This window comes from Aestuariimicrobium sp. p3-SID1156 (genome assembly GCF_025144225.1).
Lineage (GTDB): Bacteria > Actinomycetota > Actinomycetes > Propionibacteriales > Propionibacteriaceae > Aestuariimicrobium.
On sequence record NZ_JALXXB010000001.1, the window covers coordinates 277,177 to 302,422 of the forward strand.

Here is a 25,246-nt window from a genome sequence, read left to right on the forward strand (position 1 = left end):
GCTACCGGCTGTCGACGGGCAACGTGTCAGCCCAGAACGCGAGGATCTTCTCGAAGCGCTGGCGGCGATGCCATGGCGTGCCTGACCGGGACAGCTCGTGGTTCTCGCCCGGGAAGACGAGCAGCTCGGCGTCCACGCCGTTGGCTCGCAGGAGCGTGTAGTACTGCAGCGCCTGGTGCAGCGGGCAGCGCAGGTCCTGCTCGGAATGGATCACCAGGGTCGGCGTGGTGACCTGGTTCACGTGGGTCATGGGGGACTGCCGGTCGGCCTCGCTGCGGTCGTAGCTGGTGTATTCGAGCGGGAAGAACCAGCCGATGTCGCTGGAGCCGATGAAGCTCCACGGGTCCAGGAAGCCGCGCTCGACGATGGCGCCCTTCCAGCGGTGGTCGTGGGCGATGATCCAGGCAGTCATGTAGCCGCCATAGGAGCCGCCCATGATGCCGACCCGCTCGGCGTCCATGCTCGGGTGGGTGCTGGTGGCGTGGTCGAGGAAGGCCAGGATGTCGACCATGTCGAGGTTGCCCATGTCGCCCTTGATGGCGCGTCCGTGGGCGGAGCCGTACCCCCAGGAGCCGCGTGGATTGCACTGGACGACCGCGTAGCCGGCTTCGACATAGACCTGGACCTCGTCGAAGAACTCCTTGCCGTAGGAGGAGTAGGGGCCGCCGTGGATGTTGAGGATCACCGGGTGCGGGCCCTCGCCCTCGGGCAGGTAGGCCCAGCCGTGGACCGGGTAGCCGTCCGGGGCGGTGGCGATCAGCTCGAGGGGCTCGACGATCGTGGTCTCGGCCCGCAGCCGTGCCGAGAAGTCGGTCAGCGACTGCAGGGAGTCACCGCGCAGGACGGCGAGTTCGCCCATCGAGCGCTCAGTGGTGATGGTGCAGACGATGGTCCGGGACGCCGCCGCGGGTGCGTGGGCGACCTCTGTGCCATCGCTCAGTGGGGTGGTGATGCCGTCAGCAGACACGTGGAAGAGGCGGCCGGTGCCGCGGTGGACATCGGTGAACAGCACGCCCTCGCCGAGCTTCTTGCCCGAGACCTCGCCGGACCAGGGGATGAGGTCGCTCACGACGGTCAGCTCGCGGTCGGTGAGGCGACGTGGGGCGGTCTCGCCGCGCAGGTCGACGGCCCACACGCTGGAGTGGTTGCCCACGAAGTCACGCCGGCTCTCACCGAGCTCGCGGCCGTGGAAGAAGACGGTCTCGCCGATCACGACCGGGGAGTCGACCGAGAGGCCGAGCTCCCCGGTGCCGGTGAGGAGCTGCGGCTCGTGCTCCCCGTCCTTCGAGCCACCGTGCAGCGGAATCAGCCAGAGGTCGTTCAGCAGGTCGTCCTCGGCGGTCTCGTGGCGCGCGGCGGTGGCCACCAGGGCCCTCCCGTCAGGGGTGAAGGCGGGGTCCGACCAGTCGGTGTGGTCCTCGGTGATCCGGCTCGGAGTCGGAACGAGCGGGGTCGAAGCGGCGGTGACGTCCTGCTCCTCAGCCGCCTGGGAGGAGTGCTGGGCAGCCCGGCCGACAGGCTTCACCGGCGGCTCGGCATCCAGGTCGGGGACCTCGATGGTGAACAGTTGGGCGGGCCGGTCGCGGTACCAGCCGATGCCATTGGCCTGGAGGCGGTTGCCGGTGAAGGAGCGGGGGTCCTCCTGGCCCGGGGTGATGTCCTCCACGTCGCCATAGCGCCCGGCATCGGGCATGCGGGAGACGTAGGCCAGGGTGCGTCCATCGGGGGAGAAGGTGAAGGACCCCACGCCCAGCGTGGCGTCGGTGACGAGCTGGGGTTCGCCGCCTCGGGCGTCCACGATGGCAAGTTGCGCGGGCTTGCCGGGCACGCTGCGGTGGAAGGCGATCAGGCGACCATCGGGGGAGACCTGCGGGTTGGTGTCACGGAACCCGCGCGTGATGCGGCGCGGTGCCTCCTCGCCGGAAGTGGGGACGCGCCACAGCTGACCGACGTAGCCATCGGCATCGAAGTCGGGGCGAGTGGCGGAGACCACCGCCCAGGAGCCGTCGGGGCTGAGCGAAGGGGCGGACAGGGAGGTGAGGAGCGGGAGTTGGTCGGGACGCATGCGAATGAACCTATCGGTCTGGACAATGGTGCGTCCTCGCCTCTATGAAGGAAATCATCATGCAGCTGCACTACATTCCCCAGTTCTTCGTCAAGCAGAAGATCGCCCTGACGGTGAATCGGTTCGAGGTCCTCGCCGCGAACCCTGACGGAACGCTGGGCAACTTGATCTGCTTCGCCGAGCAGAAGCGGCTGGCCTTCCGGGAGCACGTCATCTTCTACGCCGACGCCTCCAGAACCCGCCCGGTGTTCAGCTTCAAGGCGCGCAATGTGATGGACCTCAACGGTCGGTACGACATCTTCGACGAGAACATGCAGCCGCTGGCCTACTTCAACAAGGACTTCGCGGCGAGCTTCTTCCGCTCGACCTTCCATGTCGAGGGCCCTGGGTACGCAGGCACCGGCCAGGAGCGCAACCAGATCGTGGCGCTGCTGCGCCGCTTCAGCGAGACGTACTTCCTGCCGATCCACTTCGACTACATGGACGTCAACGGGTCGCCACTGGTCTCGATCGAGCGACAGTGGGCGCTGCGCGACAAGTACACCGTCAACGTGCCCGACCAGCGCGTCGACTTCCGGGTCGCGGCTGCCCTGGCGGTTGGCATGGACGTACTCATGCAGCGGTGATGAGCGGCCCCGCCTCGACGGTCACCCGCCCGCGATGGCTGGTGATGGATGGGCCGCGCTCGATGTGGGCGGCTGGCGTGGGCACCCTGTTCGCGCTAGTGCTCACGGGCCTGATCATCGGGTTCACGGAGTTCCGCCGCTCCCGGGTGGAGCTCTACTCGTGGACCTGGTTCTGGGTGCTCGTCTGCTGGGCCTGCCTCACGGTGGCCGACAGCCTGCTGACCTGGCTCGCCTTTCGCGGGCTGACTGGACGCGAACTGGTCGACACCGTGCTGGCATCCCCTCGCCGACAGCGCCGGGCCTCGTGGTGGCGGAGGATCTTCACCGGCGGTGGTGGGGCTGCGTCCACTGCCCTGACGATGGCCGCCCTGGCCCTGGTCGGCGTGATCATCCTTCTAGTGGATGGGCGCCTCCGCCACCAACCGGGGGTGCTGCTCGCCGCCGGTGCGCTGGTGCTCGCGGCCTGGGTTGAATGCGTGGTCTGCTACGCGCTGCACTATGCCCGGGAGGACTCGCTCGCCGAGTTCCTCTGCCTGCCCGACGAGCCAGACGGTGGCGCCGGGGCCGTCGAGAAGGCCTGGATCGACTACGTCTACCTGGCGGTGTCGGTCCAGACCACCTTCGGGGTGACCGATGCTACCGTGATGACCCGGCACGGACGCCGACTGGTCACTCTCCACGCGCTGCTGGCATTCGGGTTCAACACGGTGCTGGTGGCGTTGATGGTCTCACTCGCCCTGGGTGGCTGACCGCGGGACGCCAAACCTACCCATCTTTGTCAGCCCTACCCGCAATGACGGGCAGGGCTGACAAAGATGGGTAGGTTTGCGCGCGGAGGAGGCCGGCTCAGCTCTTGGTGTAGACCAGAGCCGAGTAGGGGCCGAGGTCAACCGTGGCGCTGGCCGGGAAGCCGTCCTGGTCGTCCCAGCTGGCGACCAGATCAGCGCTCGGGGTGCCGTTGAAGTCATCGGAGTAGACCTTCGCGTCGGAGTTGAAGCGCAGGCTCCAGTTGCCCTCCTCCGGCATGGCGATTCCGTAGCCGGTCCACAGCTTGTTGCCGAGATTGACGATCACCACGGTGTCGTCGTTCACGCCACCATCCATCGAGCGGTAGAAGGCGATGATCTTGTTGTCGCGGTGGTTGTGCAGAATCCGGGTCTTCTGGCCCATCAGCCCCTTGCTGACCCCGTCGCTGTTGAGGCGAAGGCGGATCAGGTCGCGGTAGAGGCGCGTGATGCCGTAGAACTCCTCGTTGCGGTCCCAGTCCAGCGGCACGTTGTCGCGGAACCAGTCACCCTCCAGGAATTCCTGCCCCTGGAAGAGCATCGGAATGCCCGGCGAGGTGAGGGTCAGCACTGCACCCAGGGTCGAGCGCTTCTTGGCGAACCAGGAGCCGTTGTTCTCCCCGTCGATCTCCTCCACGACGCGAGCCTTGCCGTTGGCGACCTCATCATGGGATTCGGTGTAGATCACGCGGTCGAAGGCGTCGCCATAGTTGAACATGATCGCGTCGGCCACGGCGTCCATGTTGCGATCGGCGTCGTTGATCTCGGTGATCGCCTTGCGAATGGGATGCACGAAGTGGGTGTCCCACTGGGCACTGAACCCGGCGCCATCCTCGGCGTCCGAGGTTACGGCGGCCACGCCGTGCAGGTCCTCGGCATGGAGGATCGCATTCGGAAGCGTCGCGCGAACCTGGTCGTTCACCCAACGGCACAGCGTCCAGCCCTCGGGAATGTCGTCGGTGGAGCCATTGACCGAGCGCATGTAGGGCGTCATGTCATAGCGCAGGCCCTGGACGTGGTACTTCTCGATCCACATCAGCGCGTTGTCGCGGATGAACGAGCGGACCTCTCCGCGTCCGTAGTCAGGGCGGGTGTCGCCCCACGGGGTGGAGGACTTCCAGTCGTTGTAGAAGTAGATGCCGCCCTTGCCGTTCTCCGACCAGCCGTCGAACTGCCACAGGTCCAGATCGGAGGGGCCGAAGTGGTTGTAGACCACGTCGACGATCACCGAGATGCCCCGCTTGTGGGCCTCACGCACCAGCAGCTTCAGGGCGTCCGGGCCGCCATAGGACGACTCGACGGCGAAGAGGTGGGCCGGGTTGTAGCCCCAGGACTGGTCGCCGGCGAACTCCATCACCGGCATCAGCTCGATGCAGTTGACGCCGAGCTTGGACAGGTGGTCCAGGCCGGCGGTGACGCTCTCGAGGGTGCCGGGGCCCAGCTCGGCCATGAAGGTGCCCACGTGCATCTCGTAGATGACCAGGTTGTTGTGGAAGGGCACCTCGAAGGTGTCGCCCTGCCAGTCGAAGGCGTCGTGGTCGTAGATGACCGAGTTGCCCACCGAATTGGTGACCTTCTGGGCGTAGGGATCATTGCGATGCAGAACCAGGTCGCCATTCCTGATGACGAATTTGTACTCCTGACCGGCCTTGGCGTCGTCCACGAAGGCGTACCAGAACCCGTTGTTCTCGCTGGTCATCGGGTGGGATGAGTCGTTCCACTCGTTGAAGTCGCCGACCACGTTCACCGAGCTGGCATGGGGAGCCCACACCCGGAAGCCGGTGCCCTGGTCGGTGAGGATGGCGCCCATTCCCTCGAGATTGCCCACGTCGTCTCCTGGTACTGGTGGCAGGACGTCCTGCCCATTGGATGTTCCCGGGGACGCGCACGCCGCGAGGCGCCCGCGGCCGCGTCCCAGTCTGCCCCAGATGTGGCCCTGCTGTGACAGTCGGGTGACATTGGGGCAGCAGGCGCCGCCCAGTTCGCGGGACGTAGGCTCGTCAGCATGGAGTCCCCTCAGGTCGTGTGCGTCAATGGGTTGCCGGGGTCGGGGAAGTCCACCGTCGCGCGCGGGCTGGCCGCCTGGCGTGACCGCGCCGTGTGGCTGGAGGGCGACCTGCTGCAGCACCGGTTCACCGTCAGTGGCTGCGTCGACCCCGGCATCGGTGACGAGGAGTCGCTGCGGCAGCTCGACCTGCGCTGGGACAACCTGGGCGCGCTGACCCGCAACTTCACCGCTGCCGGATTCGACGTGGTGGTCGACTCACTGCTGATCCCCCGACTGTGGGACCGCTTTTGCGCAGCGGTGGTGCCGCTGTCGGTCCGCTACGTCCACCTGGCACCCGACCGGGACGAGCGGCTGCGCCGAGACGCGGAACGGGGCCATGCCACGGTGGGGGACCGCTATGACTTCATCGCCGAGGAGTTGGAACGCCTGCGTGGCCTCGGCCCCTGGCTCGACTCCACCCACCAGACCCCCGAGCAGACCATCTCCGCCGCGGCAGCAGCCTTGGGCTGGTCATGACCCCGCCAGGTTCGCCCCACCCGCTGCTGGCATCTCCCGCTGGTCTGGGAACTGGCCGGGCCTGTGGACGGGGAGGCCGATAGGCTCGCACCATGAGCGACGTGGACAACCCCTTCAAGGCCGAGCTGTGGGACGAGATCCCCGGGTTCGAGTTCACCGACATCACCTACCACCGGGCCAAGGAAGTGCCGGCGGTGCGCATCGCCTTCAACCGGCCCGAGGTGCGCAATGCTTTCCGTCCCCACACCGTCGACGAGCTCTACACCGCTCTGGAGCATGCGCGCATGTCGGCAGACGTCGGCTGTGTGCTCCTGACCGGCAACGGGCCGTCGAAGAAGGATGGCGGCTGGGCGTTCTGCTCCGGGGGTGACCAGCGCATTCGCGGCAAGGCCGGCTACATGGCCGAGGTGGACGCCGGTGAGGCCGCCAACGATGGTTCGGCCAAGCCCTCACCGCTCGACCTGGCCAAGCTTGGTCGCCTCCACATCCTGGAGGTGCAGCGCCAGATCAGGTTCATGCCCAAACCGGTGATCGCGCTGGTGAACGGCTGGGCGGCCGGTGGCGGACACTCCCTGCACGTGGTGTGCGACATGACCCTGGCCTCGGCCGAGCACGCCCGGTTCAAGCAGACTGATGCTGATGTCGGCAGCTTCGACGCCGGTTATGGCTCGGCCTACCTCGCGCGGCAGGTGGGGCAGAAAGTGGCGCGGGAGATCTTCTTCCTGGGGCAGACCTATGACGCCCAGCGCGCCTACGAGATGGGGACCGTGAACAAAGTGGTGCCGCATGCGGACCTGGAAACCGAGGGTCTGGAGTGGGCGCGGATCATCTGCGGCAAGTCCCCGACGGCGCAGCGGATGTTGAAGTACGCGTTCAACGCGATCGATGACGGGTTGGTGGGCCAGCAGGTGTTCGCGGGGGAGACCACGCGGCTGGCGTACATGACCGATGAGGCCGTCGAGGGGCGCGACTCATTCCTGGAGAAGCGGGATCCGGACTGGTCGGACTACCCCTACTACTACTAGCAACCCCTACTACTGCTAGCAACGGCCTCCCCATGGCGGGGACTGGCCATGCACGGTCGGGCGTCAGGATGAGGCCGAGGGGTGGCGTGTCATGCGGGCTCGGCCGAACCGCCCGCGTCCCCCTCGAGCCCGAGGAACCGGCGCAGCGGCTCGAGGCCCTCGACCTCGACCGGCTCCTTGGGGCGCACCAGGGTCCCGGGGGTGAGGCGATACATCAGCGAGTCCGCTGCGCTCCTGGTCCCTCGTGGGATCCGGTGGATGCCATTGCGCACATACCCGGTCTTCTCACTCACCCGCTGGCTCGCCGGGTTGTCGGTGAAGGCGCCGGAGATGACCTCCTGCGTCCCGAGCTGATCGATCAGAAAAGTGCAGAACACCTGGCGCATCAACGTCCCGATGCCGCGGCCCTGGAACTCGCGCCCGATCCAGGAGCCGGTGCTGATCGATCGGGTGAGATGGAACTTCTCGCCCTTTCCCTCCTGGACGCCGACGATCTCACCCTGGTACTCCACGGCCAGCGCCAGGATGAACGAGTCGCGGGTGAAGTTGACCCGGTGACCCCAGGCCCATCTGGCGTAGTTGATCGCCAGGTACCGCGGGGGAGCGGCGGTCCAGTCGAAGCCGAGCGGGTTCTCCTCCTCGCCCTTGTCGTGGACACCACGGCGAGCCACCTCGACCAGCGGCATGATCAGCTCATCGGTGATCCCCCGCAGGACGAGGTCCCCGCAGGTCACCCTCAGCCCGAAGGGAGGGTAGACCTCCTCGAGGGTCCTGGACGGACTCATTCCGCCAGACCGTAGAGCCGGTCGCCAGCGTCACCGAGGCCGGGCACGATGTAGCCGACCTCATTGAGCTTCTCGTCCACGGCGGCCGTCACCAGAGTGCAGGGCACGTCGAGGGCGTCGACCAGTTCACGGAAGTGAGCGATGCCCTCGGGGGCAGCCAGCAGGCAGATGCAGGTGATGTGGTCGGCGCCGCGGTCCACCAGGAACTTCACGGTGCCGCCCAAGGAGCCGCCGGTGGCCAGCATCGGGTCGAGCACGTAGCACTGGCGTCCGGTCAGGTCCTGGGGCAGGCGCTCGGCATAGGTGACCGGCTGCAGGGTCTCCTCGTTGCGGGCCATCCCCACGAAGCCGACCTCAGCGGTCGGGATCAGCCGCATCATGCCTTCGAGCATTCCCAGGCCGGCGCGCAGGATCGGCACCACCAGCGGGTTCGGCTTGGCGATGCGGGTCCCGACCGTGGGGGCGACAGGGGTCTGCAGCTCCCAGGACTCGACGCGTACTTCGCGCGTCCCCTCATAGGCGAGCAGGGTCATCAGCTCGTCGACGAGCTGGCGGAAGGTCACGCTGGAGGTGTCCCGGCTGCGCAGCAGGGACAGCTTGTGGGCAACCAGGGGGTGATCGATGACACGCAGTTCCACGCAATCACTCTCTCACACGCTTCCAGCCCGATTGGGGGGAGCGCTGGGGAAGGGTTCGTGGCAGGATGGGCAACGGGCACCAGCCGTAGGAGGAATCGTGAGCGCCGACGAGGACGAACTTTTCGACGAGGACATCGAGTCCTTCGACGAGGATGACCTGGACGACCTCGACGACGATGACGACGACTTCATCGAGGATGCCACCGACGACGAGATCGACCTGGTCGTCGCCGCCTACCGTGAGGATGGCGAGCCGGTTGTCGTCCCGATGGCGCTGGAGCTGGCCAATGATCTGGATGAGCTGATCACCCAGCTGCGTCGCCTCCCCGGCGACGGCGGCGTGGTCGGCGCGGTCTCCATCAACAGCGAGTTCTTCGTGTTGGTCCGTGTCCGCGGGCGCAATGTCGAGGTCCTGCTCAGCGATGCACTGGCAGCTCTGGAGTGGCCCCTCGCCCACGATGTCGCCGACTTCCTCGGTGTGGACGTCGAGGACGAGGATGACGACGACGACTCCGACTACCTGGGTGACATCGAGATGTTCGCCGACGTGGGCATCGAGGAGATGGACATGGAGGCGATCGTCGATGAATCCAATGACGGCAACTCCGAGGACGCCGTCGCCATGGTCTTCGACCAGCTCAAGTTCGGTGCCCAGTACCGTCGCGCACTGCAGCAGGCCGGGGGCAACCGCTGAGTCGGTGGGACGCGCCGATGGACGCGGCGCTCGAGTTCGCCCGCCGGGCTCTCCTCCACGCCGACGTCCCGATCGGGGCAGTCGTCGTGGACGCCCAGGGCCGGGTGATCGCCGGTGCCTGCAATGAGCGCGAGTTGCACCACGATCCGACTGCGCACGCGGAAGTGCTGGCGCTGCGCCGGGCCGCCGAGCGACTCGGGACCTGGCGGCTGGAGGGCTGCACGCTGGTCGTCACCCTGGAACCCTGCACGATGTGCGCTGGAGCGCTGGTCCTGGCGCGGGTGCAGAGACTGGTCTTCGGGGCGTTCGACGAGAAGGCGGGGGCGGTGGCGTCCCTGTTCGACGTGGTGCGCGACGCGCGGCTGAACCACCGCCCCGAGGTGGTGAGCGGCGTTCGCGTCGAGGAGTCGGCGGAGCTGTTGCGCGAGTTCTTCGCCGACCACCGACCATGATTTGGTGACAGATTGGTGAACGCGATAGCCTACTGGGCGGTGACGTGTCTGAGCGGCCGAAAGAGATCGCCTCGAAAGCGATTGTGGTGCAAGCCACCGAGGGTTCAAATCCCTCCGTCACCGCCAGCTGAGAAGGCCCGGATTTCCTGAGGAATCCGGGCCTTCTCCGTGTCAGAGGGGGTGGGCGCAGCAGGTCAAGGCGGCTCAGGCCTCGGAAGGGCTGGCGCTCGGCGGGGGCAGGCAGGGGTCCTCGCTGACGGCGACCTCGAAGGGCTTCTTCGCCGGGGAGGTGCCGGCGAACTTGTTGCCCACGAGTACGTCCACGATGCCGTCGGGCTTGCCGTCCTCGCGGATCTCGGGCTTGACGAACTGTTGGGCGACCAGTTTCACAGCTGGATCGTCCTTCGAGTTTCCGATGATGACGGTCGTCTCGACCTTCTCCTCGGTGTTGTCGACGTGTTGGACGCTGAAACCGCGTGACTTGAGCTGCTTGGCGACCTTGCCTGCCAGGCCGTGCTGGCGTCCGCCGTTGTAGATGTTGACGGTCACCTGGCTGCTCTTGAGCACCTTGCCCACCGGCGAGGGCGAGCAGGAGATGATCGGCGGGGGCAGCGGCGGAGCAGTGACGTTGCGATAACCCCACCGGGCGCCCAAGAACAGGATGGCGAGCAGGACAAGCAGTGTCAGCGGTGACACCAGCGAGCGTGAGACCCGCTTCCAGTTCGTTGCCTCGGCCATGGGCGTCCTCTCGGGCGGGGTCAGCGCAATTCGAGCACGCGGGCGTGCATGGTCTGACGCTGCTGCAGCGCGGCGCGGAGGGCGCGGTGCAGACCGTCCTCCAGGTAGAGCTCGCCACGGTAGGAGACGACGTGGGCGAACAGGTCACCGTAGAAGGTGGAGTCGTCCTCTAGAAGGGCTTCGAGGTCGAGGGTCCGCTTGGTGGTCACCAACTCGTCGAGCCGGACCTGGTGGGGTGCAATGGCTGCCCACTGCTTCTGCACGTACCCGTGGTCGGGGTAGGGGCGAGTGTCGCCGACACGCTTGAAGATCACCTCGTCAGCCTACCAACACCCGACGCGACCAGCGTGGTGGCGCGCGTGCCGACGCTGCCCGGGCACCAGGGCCCTAGTCTGGGGTTCATGACTGAGAACGCTGCGGCCGCCGGCATCGTCGAGGAGATCACGAAGGGTTACACCTTCGAGGAGGGCTCTCTCGAATTGGGTGTGCTGATGAACGAGGACGCCCCCGTCCCGGGCGCAAAGGTGCGCATCCCGCTGTCGATGGTGAACCGTCACGGGCTGGTCGCCGGAGCCACCGGCACGGGCAAGACCAAGACCCTGCAGCTGCTGGCAGAACAGCTCTCGGCCGCCGGCGTCCCGGTCTTCGCGGCCGACATCAAGGGCGACCTGTCCGGTCTGGCCTCGCCGGGCCAAAGCAGCGAGAAGCTGCTGGCGCGCACGCAGAAGATCGGCCAGGAGTGGACGGCCAGGGGCTTCCCGGTGGAGTTCTTCACCCTCGGCGGTGAGGGTCTGGGTGTCCCGATTCGTGCCACCATCAGCTCCTTCGGTCCGATCCTGCTGTCGAAGGTGCTCGACCTCAACGACACCCAGGAGTCCTCCCTCGGGTTGGTCTTCCACTACGCCGACCAGGCCGGGCTGCCCCTGCTGGACCTGGCCGACCTGCGCGCGGTGCTGCAGTTCCTGACCAGCGACGAGGGCAAGCCGGAGTTGAAGAACCTCGGTGGGGTCTCGACGGCGACCGCCGGGGTGATCCTGCGCAAGCTGGTCGCCTTCTCCGACCAGGGCGCCGACGAGTTCTTCGGTGAGCCCGAGTTCGACACCTTCGACCTGATCCGGGTCACCGGTGATGGGCGGGGTGTGATCTCGCTGTTGGAGCTCCCCAACCTTGTCGACCGGCCGGCGCTGTTCTCGACTTTCCTGATGTGGCTGCTGGCTGACTTGTTCAGCGACCTTCCCGAAGTGGGCGACCTGGACAAGCCCAAGCTGGTCTTCTTCTTCGACGAGGCACACCTGCTTTTCAGTGGGGCATCCAAGGCGTTTGTCGAGGCCATTACCCAAACGGTGCGACTGATTCGTTCCAAGGGGGTCGGCGTCTTCTTCGTCACCCAGACCCCCAAGGACGTCCCGGACTCGGTGCTCGCCCAGCTCGGTTCCCGCGTCCAGCACCAGCTGCGGGCCCACACCCCCAATGACGCCAAGGCGCTGAGGGCGACGGTGCAGACCTTCCCCACCTCGGGGTATGACCTGGCCCAGGTGCTGCAGCAGCTGGGCATCGGCGAGGCGATCGTCACCGTGATGGACCCCGACGGCGCCCCCACGCCGGTGGCGTGGACGAGAATGCGGGCGCCCGAATCGTTGATGGCCCCCACCCCGGCAGAGGTGTTGCGTCCGGGCATCGCGGCGTCCTCGATGATGGCAAAGTACGGCCAGGCAATCGACCGAGACTCGGCCTACGAGATCCTGGGCCGCAAGCTCCAGGAGGGCGCCCAGCGTGCCGCCGAGGAGCAGGCCCGTGCCGAGGCCGAGAAGCAGCACGTCCAGGAGGAGAAGGCTCGAGCGGCAGAGCAGCGCCGCCTCGAGCAGGACCTGCGCGCCGCCGAGCGCTCGGCGTCCCGTTCACGTGCCCGGGCGCCGAAGCCGGAGCCGGGCATGGTGGACAAGATCGTCGGCTCCTCGGCCTTCAAACAGATGGCACGGTCGGCTGGACGCGAGATCGTCCGCTCGATCTTCGGCACCGCTCGCCGCCGCCGCTGATCAGCGGGGGTGAGCCCGGGTCAGCCACTGGCTGACGGCTACTTCATCGTCCCCTGGGAGACCGAGCCCTGCAGCTGGCGCTGGAAGAGCACGTAGACCACCAGCACCGGCAGGACCGTGATGACCACGGCGGCGAACAGGGCGCCGAAGTCCACGTCGTAGCCCGCGCTGGAGGCGAATCGGGCCAAGCCCTGGGAGAGCACGTACTTCGGCTCGTCGGTGTTCAGCGCCACCGGCAGCAGGAACTGGTTCCACAGACCCAGGAAGTTGAAGATCGTGATCGAGGCCAGGCCCGGGCGCGCCATCGGCAGCATGATGCTGAAGAAGGTGCGCCAGTCCGAGGCACCATCGATCTGGGCGGCCTCACTGATCTCGTAGGGCAGCGAGCGGAAGAAGGCGTACAGGAAGAAGACCGTGAACGGCAGCGCGAACGCCACGTAGGTGATGGTCAGGCCGGGCAGGGTGTTCAACAGCCCGAAGCCATCCAGGATGAAGAACAGCGGCACAATCGCCAGGATCACGGGCACCATCAGGCCGGCGAGCAGGGCGTAGTAGATCAGCCGGTTGCCGGGGAAGCGGAAGCGAGCCAGGACGTAGGCGCACATGGCACCCAGCAGCATGACCAGGAAGAGCGCCGAACCGACGACGAGAACGGTGTTGAGGAAGTAGCGCCCGATGCCGGCGGTCTCCCAGGCGTTCACGTAGTTGGCGAAGCCCCACTTCGCCGGCAACGTGAAGGGCGAGGCGAAGATCTCGCTGGTGGTCTTGAACGAGGTCAGCAGCGTCCACAGCATGGGCGCGACGACGATGAAGCTCCACAGCCCCAGCACGATGTGCGCGACGGTGGCGAAGGTCTTGTCGGCAGCGGTTGAGACCGGCTTGCGCAGCTCCTGTCCGGACGCGCTGCCCTGAATGGTGCCGACGCTTCGCACCCGGGCGGTGGGCTGGGTGGGGGTGGGGTTCTGGGTGGTATTCATGCCATCGTCACCTGGTCCTTGCCTCCGGTGAGGGCGTTCACGGTGAAGACGATCGCTGCGAAGACGGCGGTCACCAGGCCCATCACCACGCCCATGGCGCAGGCCAGCCCGAACTGGGACTTCTCGAAGGCCGTGGTCATCAGGTACTGCGGCATGACGAGGGTCGAATTGTTCGGGCCACCGAAGGGGTTGAGGGCCTGCATGTACACATAGGCGTCGATCGCCATGATGCCCAGGTAGATGTAGGCGGTCTGGACGTTCTCCCGGATCAGGGGGAGGGTGATCGACCAGGCGGTGCGCAGGCGTCCAGCGCCGTCGAGGCGTGCGGCCTCGTAGATCTCGCCGGGGATGCCCTTGATCGCCGCCACGAACAGGATCATGTAGAAGCCGATCATGCCCCAGCAGATGATGAACATCGTGATGGGCATGGCAGTCGACTCCTCGCCGAGCCAGGGGAAGTCCTTGAACTTCGAGAAGCCGAGCTTGGTGAGCAGGCCGTTCACCAGGCCGGCGGAGGGGTCGAAGATGCGGCCCCACATGATGCCGACCACGATCGCGGGAATGGCATAGGGGAAGAAGGAGATCACCCGGTAGAAACCGGCGCCACGCAGGCCACGTGTCTCACCGACACTACGTCCCGCGACCGTGATCATGGTTGCCAGCGCGAGCGACAACACCACGATCGCCAGCGGCAGCACGATGGCCAGCAGGATGTTGTTGGTCAGCGCCTTGCGGAAGATCTCGTCCTCCATCAGGCGCTGGTAGTTCGCCAGCCCCACGCTGTCCTTGGCGTCGGAGTAGCCGCTCCAGTTGGTGAAGGAGTAACCGATGGCCTGCACGAAAGGTGACACCACGAAGATGCCGTAGATGGCCAGGGGCAGCCCCAGGAAGACCAGGAACAGACTGACCCGGTCGAAGGAGAGGTTGCGCCTGCGTTTGCGCATGGGAGGCGGCGGTGCCGTGTCGAGCGCGGGTGTGGCAGGGTTCAGTGTCGTCATGGAGGCCCTTCCGCTGGGTGGGGTGTGGGGAGTCCAGGGCCTGCCCGATGGGCGGGCTCCGACATGCAGGGGTGAACCCCTGCACCGAAACTGCGTGACATGCAAGGCCCGTCAGCCCCCCGCCGGTCCTCCCCGGGGAGCACTGGCGCGATGCCGACGGGCCGTTGCGGATGTCAACGGGCCGGGATCACTTGATCTCGATCCTCTTGACGGCCGGGTCCTTGGCTGCCTTGTCGGTGATCTTCTGCATGCCCTTGGTGAGCTCGTCCACGCTGGACTTGCCGGCCAGGAACTCGTTCCAGACCACCAGCTGTTCCCTGTTCATGCCGTAGTAGGTGTTGGAACGCAGCGCGAAGACGTTCTTGTCGGCGTCCTTGAGCATCTTGTTCTGCGACTGGAGGGCGCTGGAACCGAAGCCATCCTCGGGGACAGTGTCCTTCACGATGGTCGGAGCCAGGCGGGTCTTGGCGAAGTTGGCGGCAGCTTCCTTCGACAGCATGGCGCGCAGGAGCTCCTTGCCGCCGGCCGGATTCTTCGACTTGGTCGGGACGATGAAGCCTTCGCCAGCCTCGGCACGGATCGTCTCGTAGGGCATCTTGGGGGCGTCCGAGACAACCAGCTCAGGCATGCCGGTCATCATGAAGCCATCCTTGGTCTGGGACTTCATCTCGTTCTCGATCCAGGCACCGGAGGGGTAGATCAGGGCCTCCTGGCCGTTGGACCACTGGGCCTGGGCGGCGGTGAACTGGGTGCCATTGCCACCGGGCTTCATGTAGCCGGCCTTGATGATGGCCTCCAGACCCTTCCAGACGTCCTGGACAGCCTTCTGGGACCAGCAGTCGGGCTGAAGGTTCTCAATGCTGAGACGAACCTCGTCGCCACCCTCCTTGATCGCGGAGATCATGGTCGAGGTCAGGTAGTAGGTGGCGGCCTCCTTGCCCCAGAGCATGAGGTACTTGCCCTTCTTCTTCGCCTCGGCGCCCAGCTTGAGTGCCTCTTCGTAGGTCTTGGGCGGGGTCCAGCCATTGGCCTCGAAGAGGGAGGCCGAGTACCACATGCCGAACACCGAGAGCACGTAGTTGAGCACGGCGAACTTGTCGTTGTAGGTGCCCGGGTCCTTCACGCCGGCGAAGAGGGTGTCCTTGATGGCGGTGCCCTCGTAGTTCTTGGCGTCGAGCAGGTCGTCCAGAGGCTCGAGCTGGTCGACGATGGAGCCGAAGCCGATGAAGTTGGCACCGGAGTTGTCGATCAGGTCCGGCGGGTTGCCCTTGACGAAGCGGGGCTGCAGTTCCTGGGAGATCTGGGTCGAGGGCTTGACCTGCACCGTGACGTCGGAGAACTTCTTCTTCATCTCTGCGGCGGCGAAGTCGACGTAGTCGTGTTTGTAGCCGCCCGAGAAGATCACGGCTTCGACGCTGGTGCCCTTGCCCAGGCCGAAGGGGTTGTCGTCGGACTTGGCCTCGGTCTTGGCGCCCTCGGACTTCTTGCTTCCGCTGCTGCTGCCAGCGCAGGCTGCGAGGGGCGCGATGGCGACCGTGGCCGCGATGCCTCCCAGGACGCCACGACGTCCGAGCTGGAATTCCTGCATGGATGCTCCTGTTGTGATGGGGAGGGCCGCCGCATCATTGCCGGCTTGTCCCTCGGTTGTGGTCACAGAGTAACCCGGCATGCCGGGGGTAAAGAAGGAAAGCTTCACCGGCGAGTCTTTCCGAAACCAAGTCGTGATTAAGGCCGCGCCGCTGGGAGCCGAAGCGCTCACCACCCCTGCGCAGGCGCAGGGGTGGTGCCCGCCCTCGACACGGGGCTGGAAGACTCATGGGGTGATCTCCACCCACCCATTCCCGCTGAATTCCTCCGCCCGCACCGCGATCGGGGTGGACGCCGGCGGCACCGGCACCCGGGCCGTTCTTCTCGACGAGTCCGGTCGGTGCCTGGCCCTCGCCCGCAGCGGGCCGGGCAACCCGGTCTCCGCCGGGGCGGAGGTGGCGATCGGCAATGTGGTCGCGGCCTGCACCGGGGCTCGCGCAGCGCGCCCGGACGTCGGCGATCCTCAGGTGGTCGCCCTCACCATGGCAGGTGTGATGGCGCTGGGGGGACGACTGCCCGGGCTCGCGGAGGCGCTACAGGGTGCCGGGTTGGGTGCCAGTGTCCATTTCCACGCCGATGTCGAGAGCGCCTTCCGCTCCGCCACCTCCGCCAAGGAGGGCGGCGTCCTCATCGTCGGTACCGGGGCGACCGGCGCAGCGATCCGTGATGGCCGGCTGGCGGCCCTCCGTGACGGCCTCGGGTGGCTGCTGGGGGACGAGGGATCCGGCTTCTGGATCGGCCGCGAGGTGGTGCGGGCGGTGGGGCGTGCCCTGGACCGTCGCGGGCCCGACACCGCGTTGACCGGCCTGCTGCTGCCCCTGGTCCAGACCGGCGGCGGGGCCGCCCAGCCCGGTCGCGACCCCCGGGTGATCGACCTGCTCGACTGGGTTCGGTCCCGGCGTCCGGTCGAGCTGTCGATCGCCGCCCGCCTGGTCGCAGCCCCGGAAGCCGCCGACGACCCTGTGGCGCGCGCCATCGTGGAGGGTGCAGTCGAGGCGCTGGGCGGCACCCTTGCGGCCGTGGCGGAGGTGGCGCCGGAGGGTCCGATCGTGCTGGGTGGCAGCGTGGTCGCCCCTGGGGCGCCGGTGGGTGAGCGCCTGGTGGAACTCATCGGAGCGCGGCAGTCCGGGCGTCCCGTGCTCAGGGCCCGTGATGGCGTCGCGGGGTCGGCCCTGCTCGCCCTCGAGAACCTCGGCGCAGCGGCGGGTGAGACCGAACTGGGGCGAATCCACGCGTCCCTCGCAGGGCTTGCCGACCTTCGCCCCTGAGGGTGGTCCGTCCGTGGAACCTTCCCGAAACGCCCTCGTGGGCGGGTGGCGGCTGGCACTCTGGTGAAGTCAAGGACTCACACGCCGGCAAAGTGTCGGCATCCAGGGAGGAGGCCCCGTGGGACTGTTTTTGGGGCGGGACAAGAAGAACACGAAGGCTGAGAAGGCAGCCCAGGAGGCCGCCTTCGGAGACCCGCAGAAGGTCGACGAGGACATGGTCACCAAGTTCATCCAGCAGTTGCTGGAGGTGGGCATCGACGGCCGCGGACCGCTCAAGTCCGCCGTCCAGCTGGCCGACAAGGCCCGGGCAAAGCACAAGAACACCGAGGACGCCGTCGACGAGGTCGCCGGCGATGCGCTCAAGGCCCTGGCGGCAGGTGGTTTCGTGACCGGCCTGGGCGGCTTCATCACCCTGCCCGTCGCTCTCCCGGCCAACATCCTGGAGTTCTACGTGCTCGCAGCGCGGATGACGGCCTCGATCGCGCACCTGCGCGGCTACGACACCTCCAAGCCGGAGGTGCGCTCGGCCATCCTGCTCACCCTGACCGGGTCCAAGGCAGAGGAGGTCCTCCAGAAGGCAGGCGTGGGTGGCGCGGTGAGTGGCCGGGTCACCAACCTCGCGCTCGGCAAGCTGCCAGCGGCCGCGCTGATGATGGTGAACAAGGGCGTCGGATTCCAGATCCTGCGCTCCACCGCGTCGAAGACCCTCGCCAAGCTCGGCAAGGGCGTTCCGGTCGTTGGCGGCGTCATCGGCGGCGGCATGGACGGCTGGATGGGCAAGCGCATCGCGGACGCTGCCCGCGAGTCCTTCCCCCAGCGCTGACCCGTCCCCCCAAGCCCTCCGGTGGTCCCACCCTCAGGAAGGCCCATCCTCAGGAAGGCCCAGCCTCAGACCCGGCCGAGGACCTGCCTGGCCCGCAACGGGGTGTTCGTGATGATGGCGTCCACTCCCTGCTGGGCCAGCCGCAGGACCTGGGTCGGGTCGTCCACTGTCCAGGTGTGGACGAACACGCCGTTCTCGTGGCACTCGGCGACCTCGCCCTCGTCGAGACTGCCCCAATGGGGGTGGATGGCGACCGCCCCGAAGGTGTGGGCGTAGTCCCAGGACTTCACCAGCGGCTCCACGAAGAGGGCACCCACCGGGACGCGCGTGCCCGAGGCGACCAGCAGTTCCAGCGAGCGGTGGTTGAAGGAGCTGTAGATGAGTCGCTCGCTGGCATCTCCAGCGAGACGGGAGGTCTCGACCAGAGCCTCGCAGGCAGCTTCCATGCCTCGGTAGGGGACGATCGAGTTCTTCAGCTCGATGTTCAGGCGTACGTGGGTGGGAGCGATGAGGTCGAGCACCTCGGCCAGGGTGGGGATCGAGCAGTGCATGCCGTCACGTCCATGGCTGAAGTTGTACTGGCGCAGCTGGTCGAGGGTGAGCTCGGCGATGGCCCCGCTGCCATCGCTGGTGCGGTCGATGGTCTCGTCATGACAGACCACCAGGACGCCGTCGGCGGTGAGTTGCACGTCCAGTTCGATGCCGTCGGCTCCCTGATCGATCGCCAGCTGGAAGGCATCCATCGTGTTCTCGGGGGCATCCGCGCTTGCTCCCCGGTGGGCCCAGATCTGCGTCATGCGACCACGGTATCCCCCCGCCCCTGCGCAGGTCGCAGACCTCTGGCAGGGTGGGATGGTCTGACCCTGGAATGCAAAAAGCCAAGGACGAGGAGGTCCTCATGTCGTCGAACAGTGATTCCCCGCTGGTCATCGGAGTCGATTCATCCACCACCAGCACCAAGGCCATCGTGGTCGACCGCGACGGCAATGTCGTGGCCGAGGGGCGAGCCGACCTGGAGATGCTCACCCCGCGGGTCGACTTCTACGAGCAGGACCCTCGCGAGTGGTGGCGCACCACCAACGAGGCAATCACCCAGGCCGTGGGTGCCCTGGGTACGGCGGATCGTGCGCGGATCAGCCACGTCTGCTGCACCATCCAGCGCCAGTCCTTCGCCCTGGTGGACACCCAGGGATCTCCGCTGCGTCCGGGCATCCTGTGGCTGGACGGTCGAGCGACTGAGCAGGTGCGCAGACTGGGCAGCGAGGAACTCCACGTGCTCTCCGGCTTCCAGCCCGACGTCACGCCCAGCTTCTACAAGATTGCCTGGCTGCACGACCACGAGAGGGAGACGCTGGAGAAGGCGGCCAGGATCGTCGGCGTCCATGCCTACCTGGCCTACGCGATGACCGGTCAATGGATCGACTCCAAGGGCGCCGCGGACAGCCTGGGGCTGTTCGACATGTCCCGCCAGGACTGGTCGGACCAGCTCCTTGAGATGGCGGGCCTTCGTCGGGACCAGCTCTGTGACCTGGTCGAGCCCGGCAGTGTCATGGGCACGGTCAGTCCTGAGATCACCACCGGCTGGGGACTGGACCAGAAGGTCGAGTTGGTGGCGTCCTGTGGTGATGGCCAGGCTGCTGCGCTGGGTGCTGGGGCGATCGGCCCTGATGAGGCCTACCTCAACATGGGCACCGCGTTGGTCGCCGGGGTCCACTCGCCGAGCTATGAGCATGCCGATGTCTTCCGGACCGATGCCGCCGGCATCCCCGGCCACTACGTGCTCGAGATCGTCCAGAACTCCGGCGCCTACCTGGCTGGCTGGTTCCGCGACAAGCTCGGACGCCCGGAGCTGGGCGGCACACCGGATCCTGAACTGGAGCGCGCCGCGTCCGCGGTGCCGGCCGGCTGCGGTGGCCTGGTGACGCTGCCGTACTGGAATGCAGTCCAGTCCCCCCACTGGGACCCGATCGCGCGGGGTGCTTTCGTGGGCCTGGCCGGGGCCCATGACCGTGCGGTGATGTACCGCTCGGTGTTGGAGGGGCTGTCGCTGGCGATGGCCCGCAACCTGAAGGGATTGCAGGAGACGACCGGGGTGCCGCTGACCAGCATCCGTGTGGTCGGTGGCGGGCAGCGTTCGCCCCTGTGGCGGCAGATCATGACCGATGCCTGCGGGGTCCCACTGACCGAGGTGAAGCAGTCGGAGGTCTCGGCGATGGGGGCGTCCGTCATGGCGATGGCTGCCGCGGGGGCATACGGATCGGTGGAGGAGGCAGCGTCCGCGATGGCGCAGCTGGGTGAGGCGAGTGAGCCGAACGAGGACCTGCACGAGCTGTACGGGGAACTGGCCGCCGTCCAGGAGAAGCTCTATCCAGCCCTGCGCGAGGTCTTCGAGGCCCAGTACGCGTTCAGCCAGAAGCATCCGCTCCACCACTGAGCCCCCCTTCCTGCTACTACGCGCCGTAAGTACTCACTCGGACCAGCGACAGGACGTCACGACTGTGAAGGTCGACCACCCCCGTGGTGGCCCTGCGCTGACCGGGCACTGAACCACGCACACCCGCGCGAGAAACACCGGACGCCGGGAGTCAGGGCTGACAGCAGCCCGGCTCCCGGCGTCCGTGTGCTCAGGGGTGGCGTGGATCAGTTCTCGGGGACGATGGAGCCCTCTGTCGGGACAGGTGCCTCGGCCCAGTAACCGCCGGGCGCGAAGAGGGTGTCGATGACCTGGTCGAGCAGGCCGAGCTCGAACAGTGCATCCATGATCGTGTAGCGGCTGCGGATGGTCTGGGACTGGTAGTAGGTGAGCTTCATCTTGTCCAGGTCGACGCCGACCTGCGCGGGGTGGTAGGGCCCACCGACACGGCGCAGGATGTCGGCGACCTCCTCGGCAGGCATCGTCTGGGGCTTGACCCGCTCGAGAATGGCGTCCCAGTGGTCCTTGATCAATTGGACGCGCTCCGCGGCCTGCTCGGCGGGCACGTACTTCGCACGCGACTGGCCGAGCGCGGCCTCCTGGATCGCCGGGATCGGCTGCAACTCGACGATGCGGGAGTCGTTCTGCTCGGGGGTGAGCCACTCGGCGGCCCGCTTCTCCGGGTCGATCGAGGCGACGTCGAGGGTGGGCAGCAGGTCATAGACCGCCGAGGTGGCGACCGAACCGATGCCGACCTTGTTGCCGTGGCTCAGCGGGGGCTCCCAGTCCAGGCCGTGGCCCTCCATCTCCCACTGATGGCTGAAGTTGTGGCCGGCGCCCGAAGCAGGGCGGGAGGACTGGTGCGCCTGCATGGCCAGGCCCGACATCAGCAGGCCATCGGCCAGCCCGACGATCGACTCGGCATTGCCGGCGGCCAGACCGTCGGGGTCGGACAGGGCATCGCGCAGTGGGCCCTGGACAAGCCCCCAGACATAGTCGTCCACGGCTTCGATGCCGAGTTCGTCAGCGACCAGCCAGTCAGCGCCGCCGGGTACCTTCTCGATCAGGTCGCCCAGGCCGGTGGCGGTCAGGCGCTGCGGGGCGGCAGCCATGATGTCGTAGTCGGCGATCAGCGCGGCGGGCGCGGGACAGTTGCGGGTGATCTTGAAGCCGTCCTTGGTGATGGACGCACCGAAGGCCGCGTAGCCGTCCATCGATGCGGCGGTGCAGACGTTCATGTACTGGCGCCCCAGTTCGCCGGCGGCGAGCTTGACGATGTCGTTCAGGGTGCCCGAGGCGATCGAAACCGGGACCGCCTCGACCTTGTGGAGAATCTCCCGCACCGTGGTGACGTTCTCGTAGCCCGCGTACAGGGTCGGCTTCCCGGGGAAGATGTGTTCGCCGGCAATCGGCACGCCGGCTTCCTGCAGCGAGGCGCGGACCTTGTCGCCGGCGACCCCCCAGGTGTTTTCGTCGGCCACCAGGAAGGCAGGCTGCTGCCCGAACACCTCGGTGTAGATCCGTCCGGTCTGGGCAATCACCCCGCGACCCGCCGCGATGGCCTTGGTATCGGTGGCGTTCTGCAAGGCCTGGTCGATCAGTTCTGACATCATCGTCCTCCATTGACTGGCTGTTTTTCACATCATACCTCTGGATTCTTCACGTCGCAGTTGTGAAGTCGAAGAATCCTTCGGCACCTTTCATGGCAACGAGCACAGCACAGGTGGCAGGATCAAGAGGTGCATTCCAGCGAAGCCAACGCCACCGACGTCGAAGAACACCTCTTCGAGGAGCCGGCCCTGCCCGAGCGCGAGTTCAGCATCCGCCGCCGCACCACCCCCCGCGACCAGCGCAAGGCCTACGGCAGGCGCCTGCGCGAGCGCGTCCCGCGACATGCGGTGGCCGAATTTCGGCCGACGGCCGACCGTCCCGACCCGGTCGACCTGATCATCCAGTCCCACGAAGGACGCATCGAGCGACTGATCCCCCTGCGGGTCGCGCGGATGACCGCCAGCCCCTACGGCTTCCTGCGCGGAGCAGCCAATGTGGCAGCCTCCGATTCGGCGTCCATGCCCTGTACCGGCATCATGCCGGTCATCTGCGGCGACGCCCACCTGGGCAATTTCGGCTTCTACCGGACGTCTGAGGGTGAGCTGGTCATCGACCTCAACGACTTCGACGAGGCGCACCCCGGCCCCTGGGAATGGGACCTCCATCGTCTCACCGCCAGCGTCTGGGTCGCCGGACGCCAGAACGGGCTGACCGAGCACCAGTGCGCGGACGCAGTGCATGCCTGCGCAGCGGCCTATCGCGATGAGTTGCGCCTGCTCGCCGACCAGTCGCTGATGTCGCGCAGCTTCGCGCGGCTCGACATTGCCCGGCTCACCGAGACCGTCAGCGAACCCAGCCTGCGCGACGAGGTCGAGCGAGCCTCCGAGAAGGCACGCCGCAAGACCTCCGACCGCGCCCTGCCCAAGCTCACCCAGGCGGGGGAGGACGGAGGCCGGCGCCTCATCGACGACCCGCCCATCCTGATTCGCTCCTCCCGGGCGCGCACCGAGCAGATCGGCGAAGCCCTCGACGACTACCTCGGACGCCTGCCGCACCAGTGGGCGCGAGTTCTCAACGGCTACACGCTGGTGGACGTGGGGCACAAGGTCGTGGGCGTCGGGTCGGTCGGCCTGCGGGCGTTCATCGCGCTGCTGGAGGGCACCTCCTCCGATGATGTGCTGTTCCTGCAGTTGAAGGAGGCCCGGCGTTCGGTGCTGGCCCCCTTCGTCCACGGCGACACCGCCCTGCACGCCCATCAGGGCCAGCGCGTGGTGGAGTACCAGCAGGCCCTGCAGACCGCGTCCGACCCGCTGCTGGGCTGGTGCTCGATCGGGCCGCTGGACCCTGCGACGACCAGGCTGGGGCCCTCGGTGCGCGGGGAGGTGCCGGAGTTGCAGTTCTATGTGCGGCAGTACCGAAACCTCAAGGGTGCGGTCGTGATCGATGACCTGGACGCCGTCGCGGTGGCGGACTATGCGAATGTCCTCGGACTGTTGTTGGCGAAGGGCCACGCGCGGACCTCGGGGGCGTCCATGATCGCGGGCTACATCGGCAAGTCGGACGCCATACCGGACGCCTTCGTGGGCTTCGCCCGGGCCTATGCGGACCAGACCGAGATCGACCACGCGGCGATGCTGAAGGCTGTCAAGGTCGGCCGGCTGCCGAGCCCCGAGGGCGAGTAGGGCTCAGTCGGCGATGCGGCGAGGGTGGAGCATCCCGCGAATCCCGAACAACCTGGCGCCTCCGGTGACGTGGCAGACGATGATCACTGCGGCGGGGTTGTCCGCCCGCCAGGGACGCCCGGGAAAGTCGAGCACCTGCCATCCGCTCTCGGTGAGGGGGCGGCAGGCCTCCCGCTCGAAACCGACCACGGGCTGACGGTACCGGTCCGACCACAGCTCATAGGTGACCGAGCCACCCTCAGGGACCTCCACCAGCAATTCAACCGGCTGGTGGCTGCCCTGGGCAGGAATGTTGAACGGGCCGAGCGCGAGCGTCCCGGGCCGGGAGGCATCGACCTGGGAGTAGTGGCCGAACTTGTCGACCTCGAGCCAACCGCGTCCGAAGGAGGTCTCCCGGAACCCACCGTGGGGACCGTTGCCACCCATCCAGTAGAACCAGAGCTTGCCGTCATCCTCGATCGGCGGTGCCGAGACGAAGATGCAGCCGCAATCCCAGTCGCCGTCGGGGTAGCTGCCGCTGCCGCGACTGATCAGCTGTTGGCCCTCGGCGGCGAAGGTCCAGGAGTCGAGGTCCCAGGCGACTGCCAAGCCGGTGTCCACCAGGTCATGGTCGAGGGCGTCCCGGTCGCCTTCGTGGAACAGCGACACCAGACCGAGGTAGTGCTGGTGATGGCGGAACACGGTCATGTCGTAGATCTGGTTGCGTGGGCCGTCACCGCGCAGGATCTCCACCGGATCACTCCAACACAGGAAATCGTGGCTGTAGGAGACGGCCGCAACGCGCATCCCGTCACGCCATGCCCGGGTGATCAGCACATAGCGGCGGCTCATCGGGTCACGAAAGACGAAATTGTGCACATCGGCGCGCGGGTTGAACCCCACCAACCGGTGCGGAGCGGACCAGCGGAGCCCATCGGGTGAGAAGGCGGCGCACAGGATGTGGTTGTCCGGGCCCCAGTCCATCCGCGTCAGCATTTTGTACCGGCGGTTCGGGTCCGGGTCGTCCACATCGAGACTGATGCCGGTGCCGTGAGCGATCGGCATCACGAGGTTGTTGGCGCTGCTGCCCTCGAACTCGAACAGGCCCAGCGAGGGCTTGATCCAGTGCACCCCATCGGTCGATTCGGCATAGGCCAGCGCCGCGGTGCGTTCATTGACCGGGTGGTAGGTGGTGGTGGGGCGCTTCTCCAAGGGTGTGGACGCCGAGACCGGGTCGGTGATGAAGACGCTCCACCACACCTTGTACTTGCCGTCGGCCGGGTCCCGGATGACATTGGGGTAGCCGTTGTCGAAGCGGGCCTCCCAGCGGCGCGGGGGGTCGGCGAAGAAGTCTTCGGTGAACAGGGGGTTGTTCTCGGTGTCCTTCTGGACCTGGCACAGCTGCAGTCGCATGTTGCGACCCAGGGGGTGGAAGACGGTGCCGGGATCGATGAACAAGAAGGTGTTGAGCACCATCTGACCTCCTGACGTCCCGGGGCGAGCGAGATGATCGTGACATGCGCGCGTCGCTGCGGAAGCGTCGGGAAGAATCTGACCACCCGTAGGGGTGGCAGCGTCCCCGGCGGGGGCAGGCATTCCA

At 67.0% G+C, this 25,246-nt stretch carries 23 protein-coding genes and 1 tRNA gene; 12 read left to right on the plus strand and 12 right to left on the minus strand.

The genetic code is table 11. From position 1 onward, the window contains the following. Position 1: 1 nt before the first annotated feature. Positions 2 to 2,065, minus strand: coding sequence for a S9 family peptidase (locus tag M3G03_RS01275; RefSeq protein WP_259807503.1), 2,064 nt, complete (start codon positions 2,063 to 2,065; stop codon positions 2 to 4). 59 nt (positions 2,066 to 2,124) lie between these two features. On the opposite strand from M3G03_RS01275, the gene M3G03_RS01280 reads away from it, so the two are divergent. Both M3G03_RS01280 and M3G03_RS01285 read left to right on the plus strand, forming a co-directional pair. Continuing rightward, positions 2,125 to 2,691: a hypothetical protein gene (locus M3G03_RS01280; protein WP_259807505.1), complete on the plus strand. Its 567-nt coding sequence runs from the start codon at positions 2,125 to 2,127 to the stop codon at positions 2,689 to 2,691. After that, entirely contained in the window at positions 2,691 to 3,440 is a 750-nt protein-coding gene (locus M3G03_RS01285) for a DUF1345 domain-containing protein (protein WP_259807507.1), read from the plus strand. The genes M3G03_RS01280 and M3G03_RS01285 overlap by 1 nt, the downstream gene beginning before the upstream one ends. A gap of 97 nt (positions 3,441 to 3,537) precedes the next feature. On the opposite strand, the gene M3G03_RS01290 is transcribed toward M3G03_RS01285, so the two are convergent. Further along, a complete protein-coding gene (locus M3G03_RS01290; RefSeq protein ID WP_259807509.1) occupies positions 3,538 to 5,304 on the minus strand; it encodes an alpha-amylase family glycosyl hydrolase in 1,767 nt (588 codons plus the stop codon). Between the two features lie 177 nt (positions 5,305 to 5,481). Between M3G03_RS01290 and M3G03_RS01295 the strand changes: the two genes are divergently transcribed. Then, the gene (locus M3G03_RS01295; RefSeq protein WP_259807512.1) at positions 5,482 to 6,000 is read left to right on the plus strand and encodes an AAA family ATPase; all 519 of its coding nucleotides are present in this window, start codon (positions 5,482 to 5,484) and stop codon (positions 5,998 to 6,000) included. Positions 6,001 to 6,092: 92 nt separating this feature from the next. Then, positions 6,093 to 7,025 (plus strand): 1,4-dihydroxy-2-naphthoyl-CoA synthase, encoded by a 933-nt coding sequence (locus M3G03_RS01300; RefSeq protein WP_259807513.1) that lies wholly within the window; start codon positions 6,093 to 6,095, stop codon positions 7,023 to 7,025. Positions 7,026 to 7,114: 89 nt separating this feature from the next. On the opposite strand, the gene M3G03_RS01305 is transcribed toward M3G03_RS01300, so the two are convergent. Further along, positions 7,115 to 7,810: a GNAT family N-acetyltransferase gene (locus M3G03_RS01305; protein ID WP_259807514.1), complete on the minus strand. Its 696-nt coding sequence runs from the start codon at positions 7,808 to 7,810 to the stop codon at positions 7,115 to 7,117. Beyond that, a complete protein-coding gene (upp, locus tag M3G03_RS01310; protein ID WP_259807909.1) occupies positions 7,807 to 8,433 on the minus strand; it encodes a uracil phosphoribosyltransferase in 627 nt (208 codons plus the stop codon). The genes M3G03_RS01305 and upp overlap by 4 nt, the downstream gene beginning before the upstream one ends. A gap of 112 nt (positions 8,434 to 8,545) precedes the next feature. Here upp and M3G03_RS01315 point away from each other — a divergent pair, with 112 nt between their 5' ends. The 3 genes from M3G03_RS01315 (at position 8,546) to M3G03_RS01325 (ending at position 9,720) form a co-directional block, all read left to right on the plus strand. Beyond that, positions 8,546 to 9,142: a tRNA adenosine deaminase-associated protein gene (locus M3G03_RS01315; RefSeq protein WP_259807515.1), complete on the plus strand. Its 597-nt coding sequence runs from the start codon at positions 8,546 to 8,548 to the stop codon at positions 9,140 to 9,142. 17 nt (positions 9,143 to 9,159) lie between these two features. Next, positions 9,160 to 9,594, plus strand: coding sequence for a tRNA adenosine(34) deaminase TadA (tadA, locus tag M3G03_RS01320; RefSeq protein ID WP_259807516.1), 435 nt, complete (start codon positions 9,160 to 9,162; stop codon positions 9,592 to 9,594). Between the two features lie 38 nt (positions 9,595 to 9,632). Further along, a tRNA-Ser gene (locus M3G03_RS01325) sits at positions 9,633 to 9,720 on the plus strand. Between the two features lie 78 nt (positions 9,721 to 9,798). Here M3G03_RS01325 and M3G03_RS01330 read toward each other — a convergent pair. Both M3G03_RS01330 and M3G03_RS01335 read right to left on the minus strand, forming a co-directional pair. Beyond that, positions 9,799 to 10,332 (minus strand): LytR C-terminal domain-containing protein, encoded by a 534-nt coding sequence (locus M3G03_RS01330; protein WP_259807517.1) that lies wholly within the window; start codon positions 10,330 to 10,332, stop codon positions 9,799 to 9,801. 20 nt (positions 10,333 to 10,352) lie between these two features. Continuing rightward, complete coding sequence (locus M3G03_RS01335) at positions 10,353 to 10,646, minus strand: type II toxin-antitoxin system VapB family antitoxin (protein ID WP_259807518.1); 294 nt, start codon at positions 10,644 to 10,646, stop codon at positions 10,353 to 10,355. A gap of 87 nt (positions 10,647 to 10,733) precedes the next feature. Between M3G03_RS01335 and M3G03_RS01340 the strand changes: the two genes are divergently transcribed. Further along, complete coding sequence (locus M3G03_RS01340) at positions 10,734 to 12,368, plus strand: DUF853 domain-containing protein (protein WP_259807519.1); 1,635 nt, start codon at positions 10,734 to 10,736, stop codon at positions 12,366 to 12,368. Positions 12,369 to 12,406: 38 nt separating this feature from the next. On the opposite strand, the gene M3G03_RS01345 is transcribed toward M3G03_RS01340, so the two are convergent. The 3 genes from M3G03_RS01345 to ngcE all read right to left on the minus strand — a co-directional run bounded on the left by M3G03_RS01345 (position 12,407) and on the right by ngcE (position 15,931). Then, positions 12,407 to 13,345 (minus strand): carbohydrate ABC transporter permease, encoded by a 939-nt coding sequence (locus M3G03_RS01345; protein WP_259807520.1) that lies wholly within the window; start codon positions 13,343 to 13,345, stop codon positions 12,407 to 12,409. Then, positions 13,342 to 14,343: a carbohydrate ABC transporter permease gene (locus tag M3G03_RS01350; RefSeq protein WP_259807522.1), complete on the minus strand. Its 1,002-nt coding sequence runs from the start codon at positions 14,341 to 14,343 to the stop codon at positions 13,342 to 13,344. Before M3G03_RS01350 ends, M3G03_RS01345 begins: the two co-directional genes overlap by 4 nt. A gap of 187 nt (positions 14,344 to 14,530) precedes the next feature. Then, positions 14,531 to 15,931 (minus strand): N-acetylglucosamine/diacetylchitobiose ABC transporter substrate-binding protein, encoded by a 1,401-nt coding sequence (gene ngcE / locus M3G03_RS01355; protein WP_259807524.1) that lies wholly within the window; start codon positions 15,929 to 15,931, stop codon positions 14,531 to 14,533. A gap of 232 nt (positions 15,932 to 16,163) precedes the next feature. Here ngcE and M3G03_RS01360 point away from each other — a divergent pair, with 232 nt between their 5' ends. Beyond that, the gene (locus M3G03_RS01360) at positions 16,164 to 17,198 is read left to right on the plus strand and encodes an N-acetylglucosamine kinase (protein ID WP_259807526.1); all 1,035 of its coding nucleotides are present in this window, start codon (positions 16,164 to 16,166) and stop codon (positions 17,196 to 17,198) included. A 118-nt stretch (positions 17,199 to 17,316) separates the two neighbouring features. Beyond that, complete coding sequence (locus M3G03_RS01365) at positions 17,317 to 18,021, plus strand: EcsC family protein (RefSeq protein ID WP_259807527.1); 705 nt, start codon at positions 17,317 to 17,319, stop codon at positions 18,019 to 18,021. Between the two features lie 65 nt (positions 18,022 to 18,086). On the opposite strand, the gene M3G03_RS01370 is transcribed toward M3G03_RS01365, so the two are convergent. Further along, positions 18,087 to 18,818: a glycerophosphodiester phosphodiesterase gene (locus M3G03_RS01370; protein ID WP_259807529.1), complete on the minus strand. Its 732-nt coding sequence runs from the start codon at positions 18,816 to 18,818 to the stop codon at positions 18,087 to 18,089. A gap of 101 nt (positions 18,819 to 18,919) precedes the next feature. On the opposite strand from M3G03_RS01370, the gene M3G03_RS01375 reads away from it, so the two are divergent. Beyond that, a complete protein-coding gene (locus M3G03_RS01375) occupies positions 18,920 to 20,455 on the plus strand; it encodes an FGGY-family carbohydrate kinase (protein ID WP_259807531.1) in 1,536 nt (511 codons plus the stop codon). A 206-nt stretch (positions 20,456 to 20,661) separates the two neighbouring features. On the opposite strand, the gene M3G03_RS01380 is transcribed toward M3G03_RS01375, so the two are convergent. Then, positions 20,662 to 22,044, minus strand: coding sequence for a sn-glycerol-1-phosphate dehydrogenase (locus M3G03_RS01380; RefSeq protein ID WP_259807532.1), 1,383 nt, complete (start codon positions 22,042 to 22,044; stop codon positions 20,662 to 20,664). A gap of 129 nt (positions 22,045 to 22,173) precedes the next feature. Between M3G03_RS01380 and M3G03_RS01385 the strand changes: the two genes are divergently transcribed. Next, the gene (locus M3G03_RS01385) at positions 22,174 to 23,667 is read left to right on the plus strand and encodes a DUF2252 domain-containing protein (protein WP_259807534.1); all 1,494 of its coding nucleotides are present in this window, start codon (positions 22,174 to 22,176) and stop codon (positions 23,665 to 23,667) included. A gap of 3 nt (positions 23,668 to 23,670) precedes the next feature. Here M3G03_RS01385 and M3G03_RS01390 read toward each other — a convergent pair whose 3' ends face one another. Beyond that, on the minus strand, positions 23,671 to 25,122 hold the full coding sequence (locus M3G03_RS01390; protein ID WP_259807536.1) for a hypothetical protein: 1,452 nt from the start codon (positions 25,120 to 25,122) through the stop codon (positions 23,671 to 23,673). Between the last annotated feature and the right edge of the window lie 124 nt (positions 25,123 to 25,246).

Bases quoted from the DNA above. Each gene is read 5' to 3' on its own strand.
- M3G03_RS01345 (WP_259807520.1), bottom strand. From the start codon at position 13,345: ATGAATACCACCCAGAACCCCACCCCCACCCAGCCCACCGCCCGGGTG.
- M3G03_RS01390 (WP_259807536.1), bottom strand. From the start codon at position 25,122: ATGGTGCTCAACACCTTCTTGTTCATCGATCCCGGCACCGTCTTCCAC.
- M3G03_RS01370 (WP_259807529.1), bottom strand. From the start codon at position 18,818: ATGACGCAGATCTGGGCCCACCGGGGAGCAAGCGCGGATGCCCCCGAG.
- M3G03_RS01280 (WP_259807505.1), top strand. From the start codon at position 2,125: ATGCAGCTGCACTACATTCCCCAGTTCTTCGTCAAGCAGAAGATCGCC.
- M3G03_RS01300 (WP_259807513.1), top strand. From the start codon at position 6,093: ATGAGCGACGTGGACAACCCCTTCAAGGCCGAGCTGTGGGACGAGATC.
- ngcE (WP_259807524.1), bottom strand. From the start codon at position 15,931: ATGCAGGAATTCCAGCTCGGACGTCGTGGCGTCCTGGGAGGCATCGCG.
- M3G03_RS01380 (WP_259807532.1), bottom strand. From the start codon at position 22,044: ATGTCAGAACTGATCGACCAGGCCTTGCAGAACGCCACCGATACCAAG.
- M3G03_RS01330 (WP_259807517.1), bottom strand. From the start codon at position 10,332: ATGGCCGAGGCAACGAACTGGAAGCGGGTCTCACGCTCGCTGGTGTCA.
- M3G03_RS01275 (WP_259807503.1), bottom strand. From the start codon at position 2,065: ATGCGTCCCGACCAACTCCCGCTCCTCACCTCCCTGTCCGCCCCTTCG.
- M3G03_RS01340 (WP_259807519.1), top strand. From the start codon at position 10,734: ATGACTGAGAACGCTGCGGCCGCCGGCATCGTCGAGGAGATCACGAAG.
- M3G03_RS01350 (WP_259807522.1), bottom strand. From the start codon at position 14,343: ATGACGACACTGAACCCTGCCACACCCGCGCTCGACACGGCACCGCCG.
- M3G03_RS01375 (WP_259807531.1), top strand. From the start codon at position 18,920: ATGTCGTCGAACAGTGATTCCCCGCTGGTCATCGGAGTCGATTCATCC.
- M3G03_RS01285 (WP_259807507.1), top strand. From the start codon at position 2,691: ATGAGCGGCCCCGCCTCGACGGTCACCCGCCCGCGATGGCTGGTGATG.
- M3G03_RS01295 (WP_259807512.1), top strand. From the start codon at position 5,482: ATGGAGTCCCCTCAGGTCGTGTGCGTCAATGGGTTGCCGGGGTCGGGG.
- M3G03_RS01305 (WP_259807514.1), bottom strand. From the start codon at position 7,810: ATGAGTCCGTCCAGGACCCTCGAGGAGGTCTACCCTCCCTTCGGGCTG.
- tadA (WP_259807516.1), top strand. From the start codon at position 9,160: ATGGACGCGGCGCTCGAGTTCGCCCGCCGGGCTCTCCTCCACGCCGAC.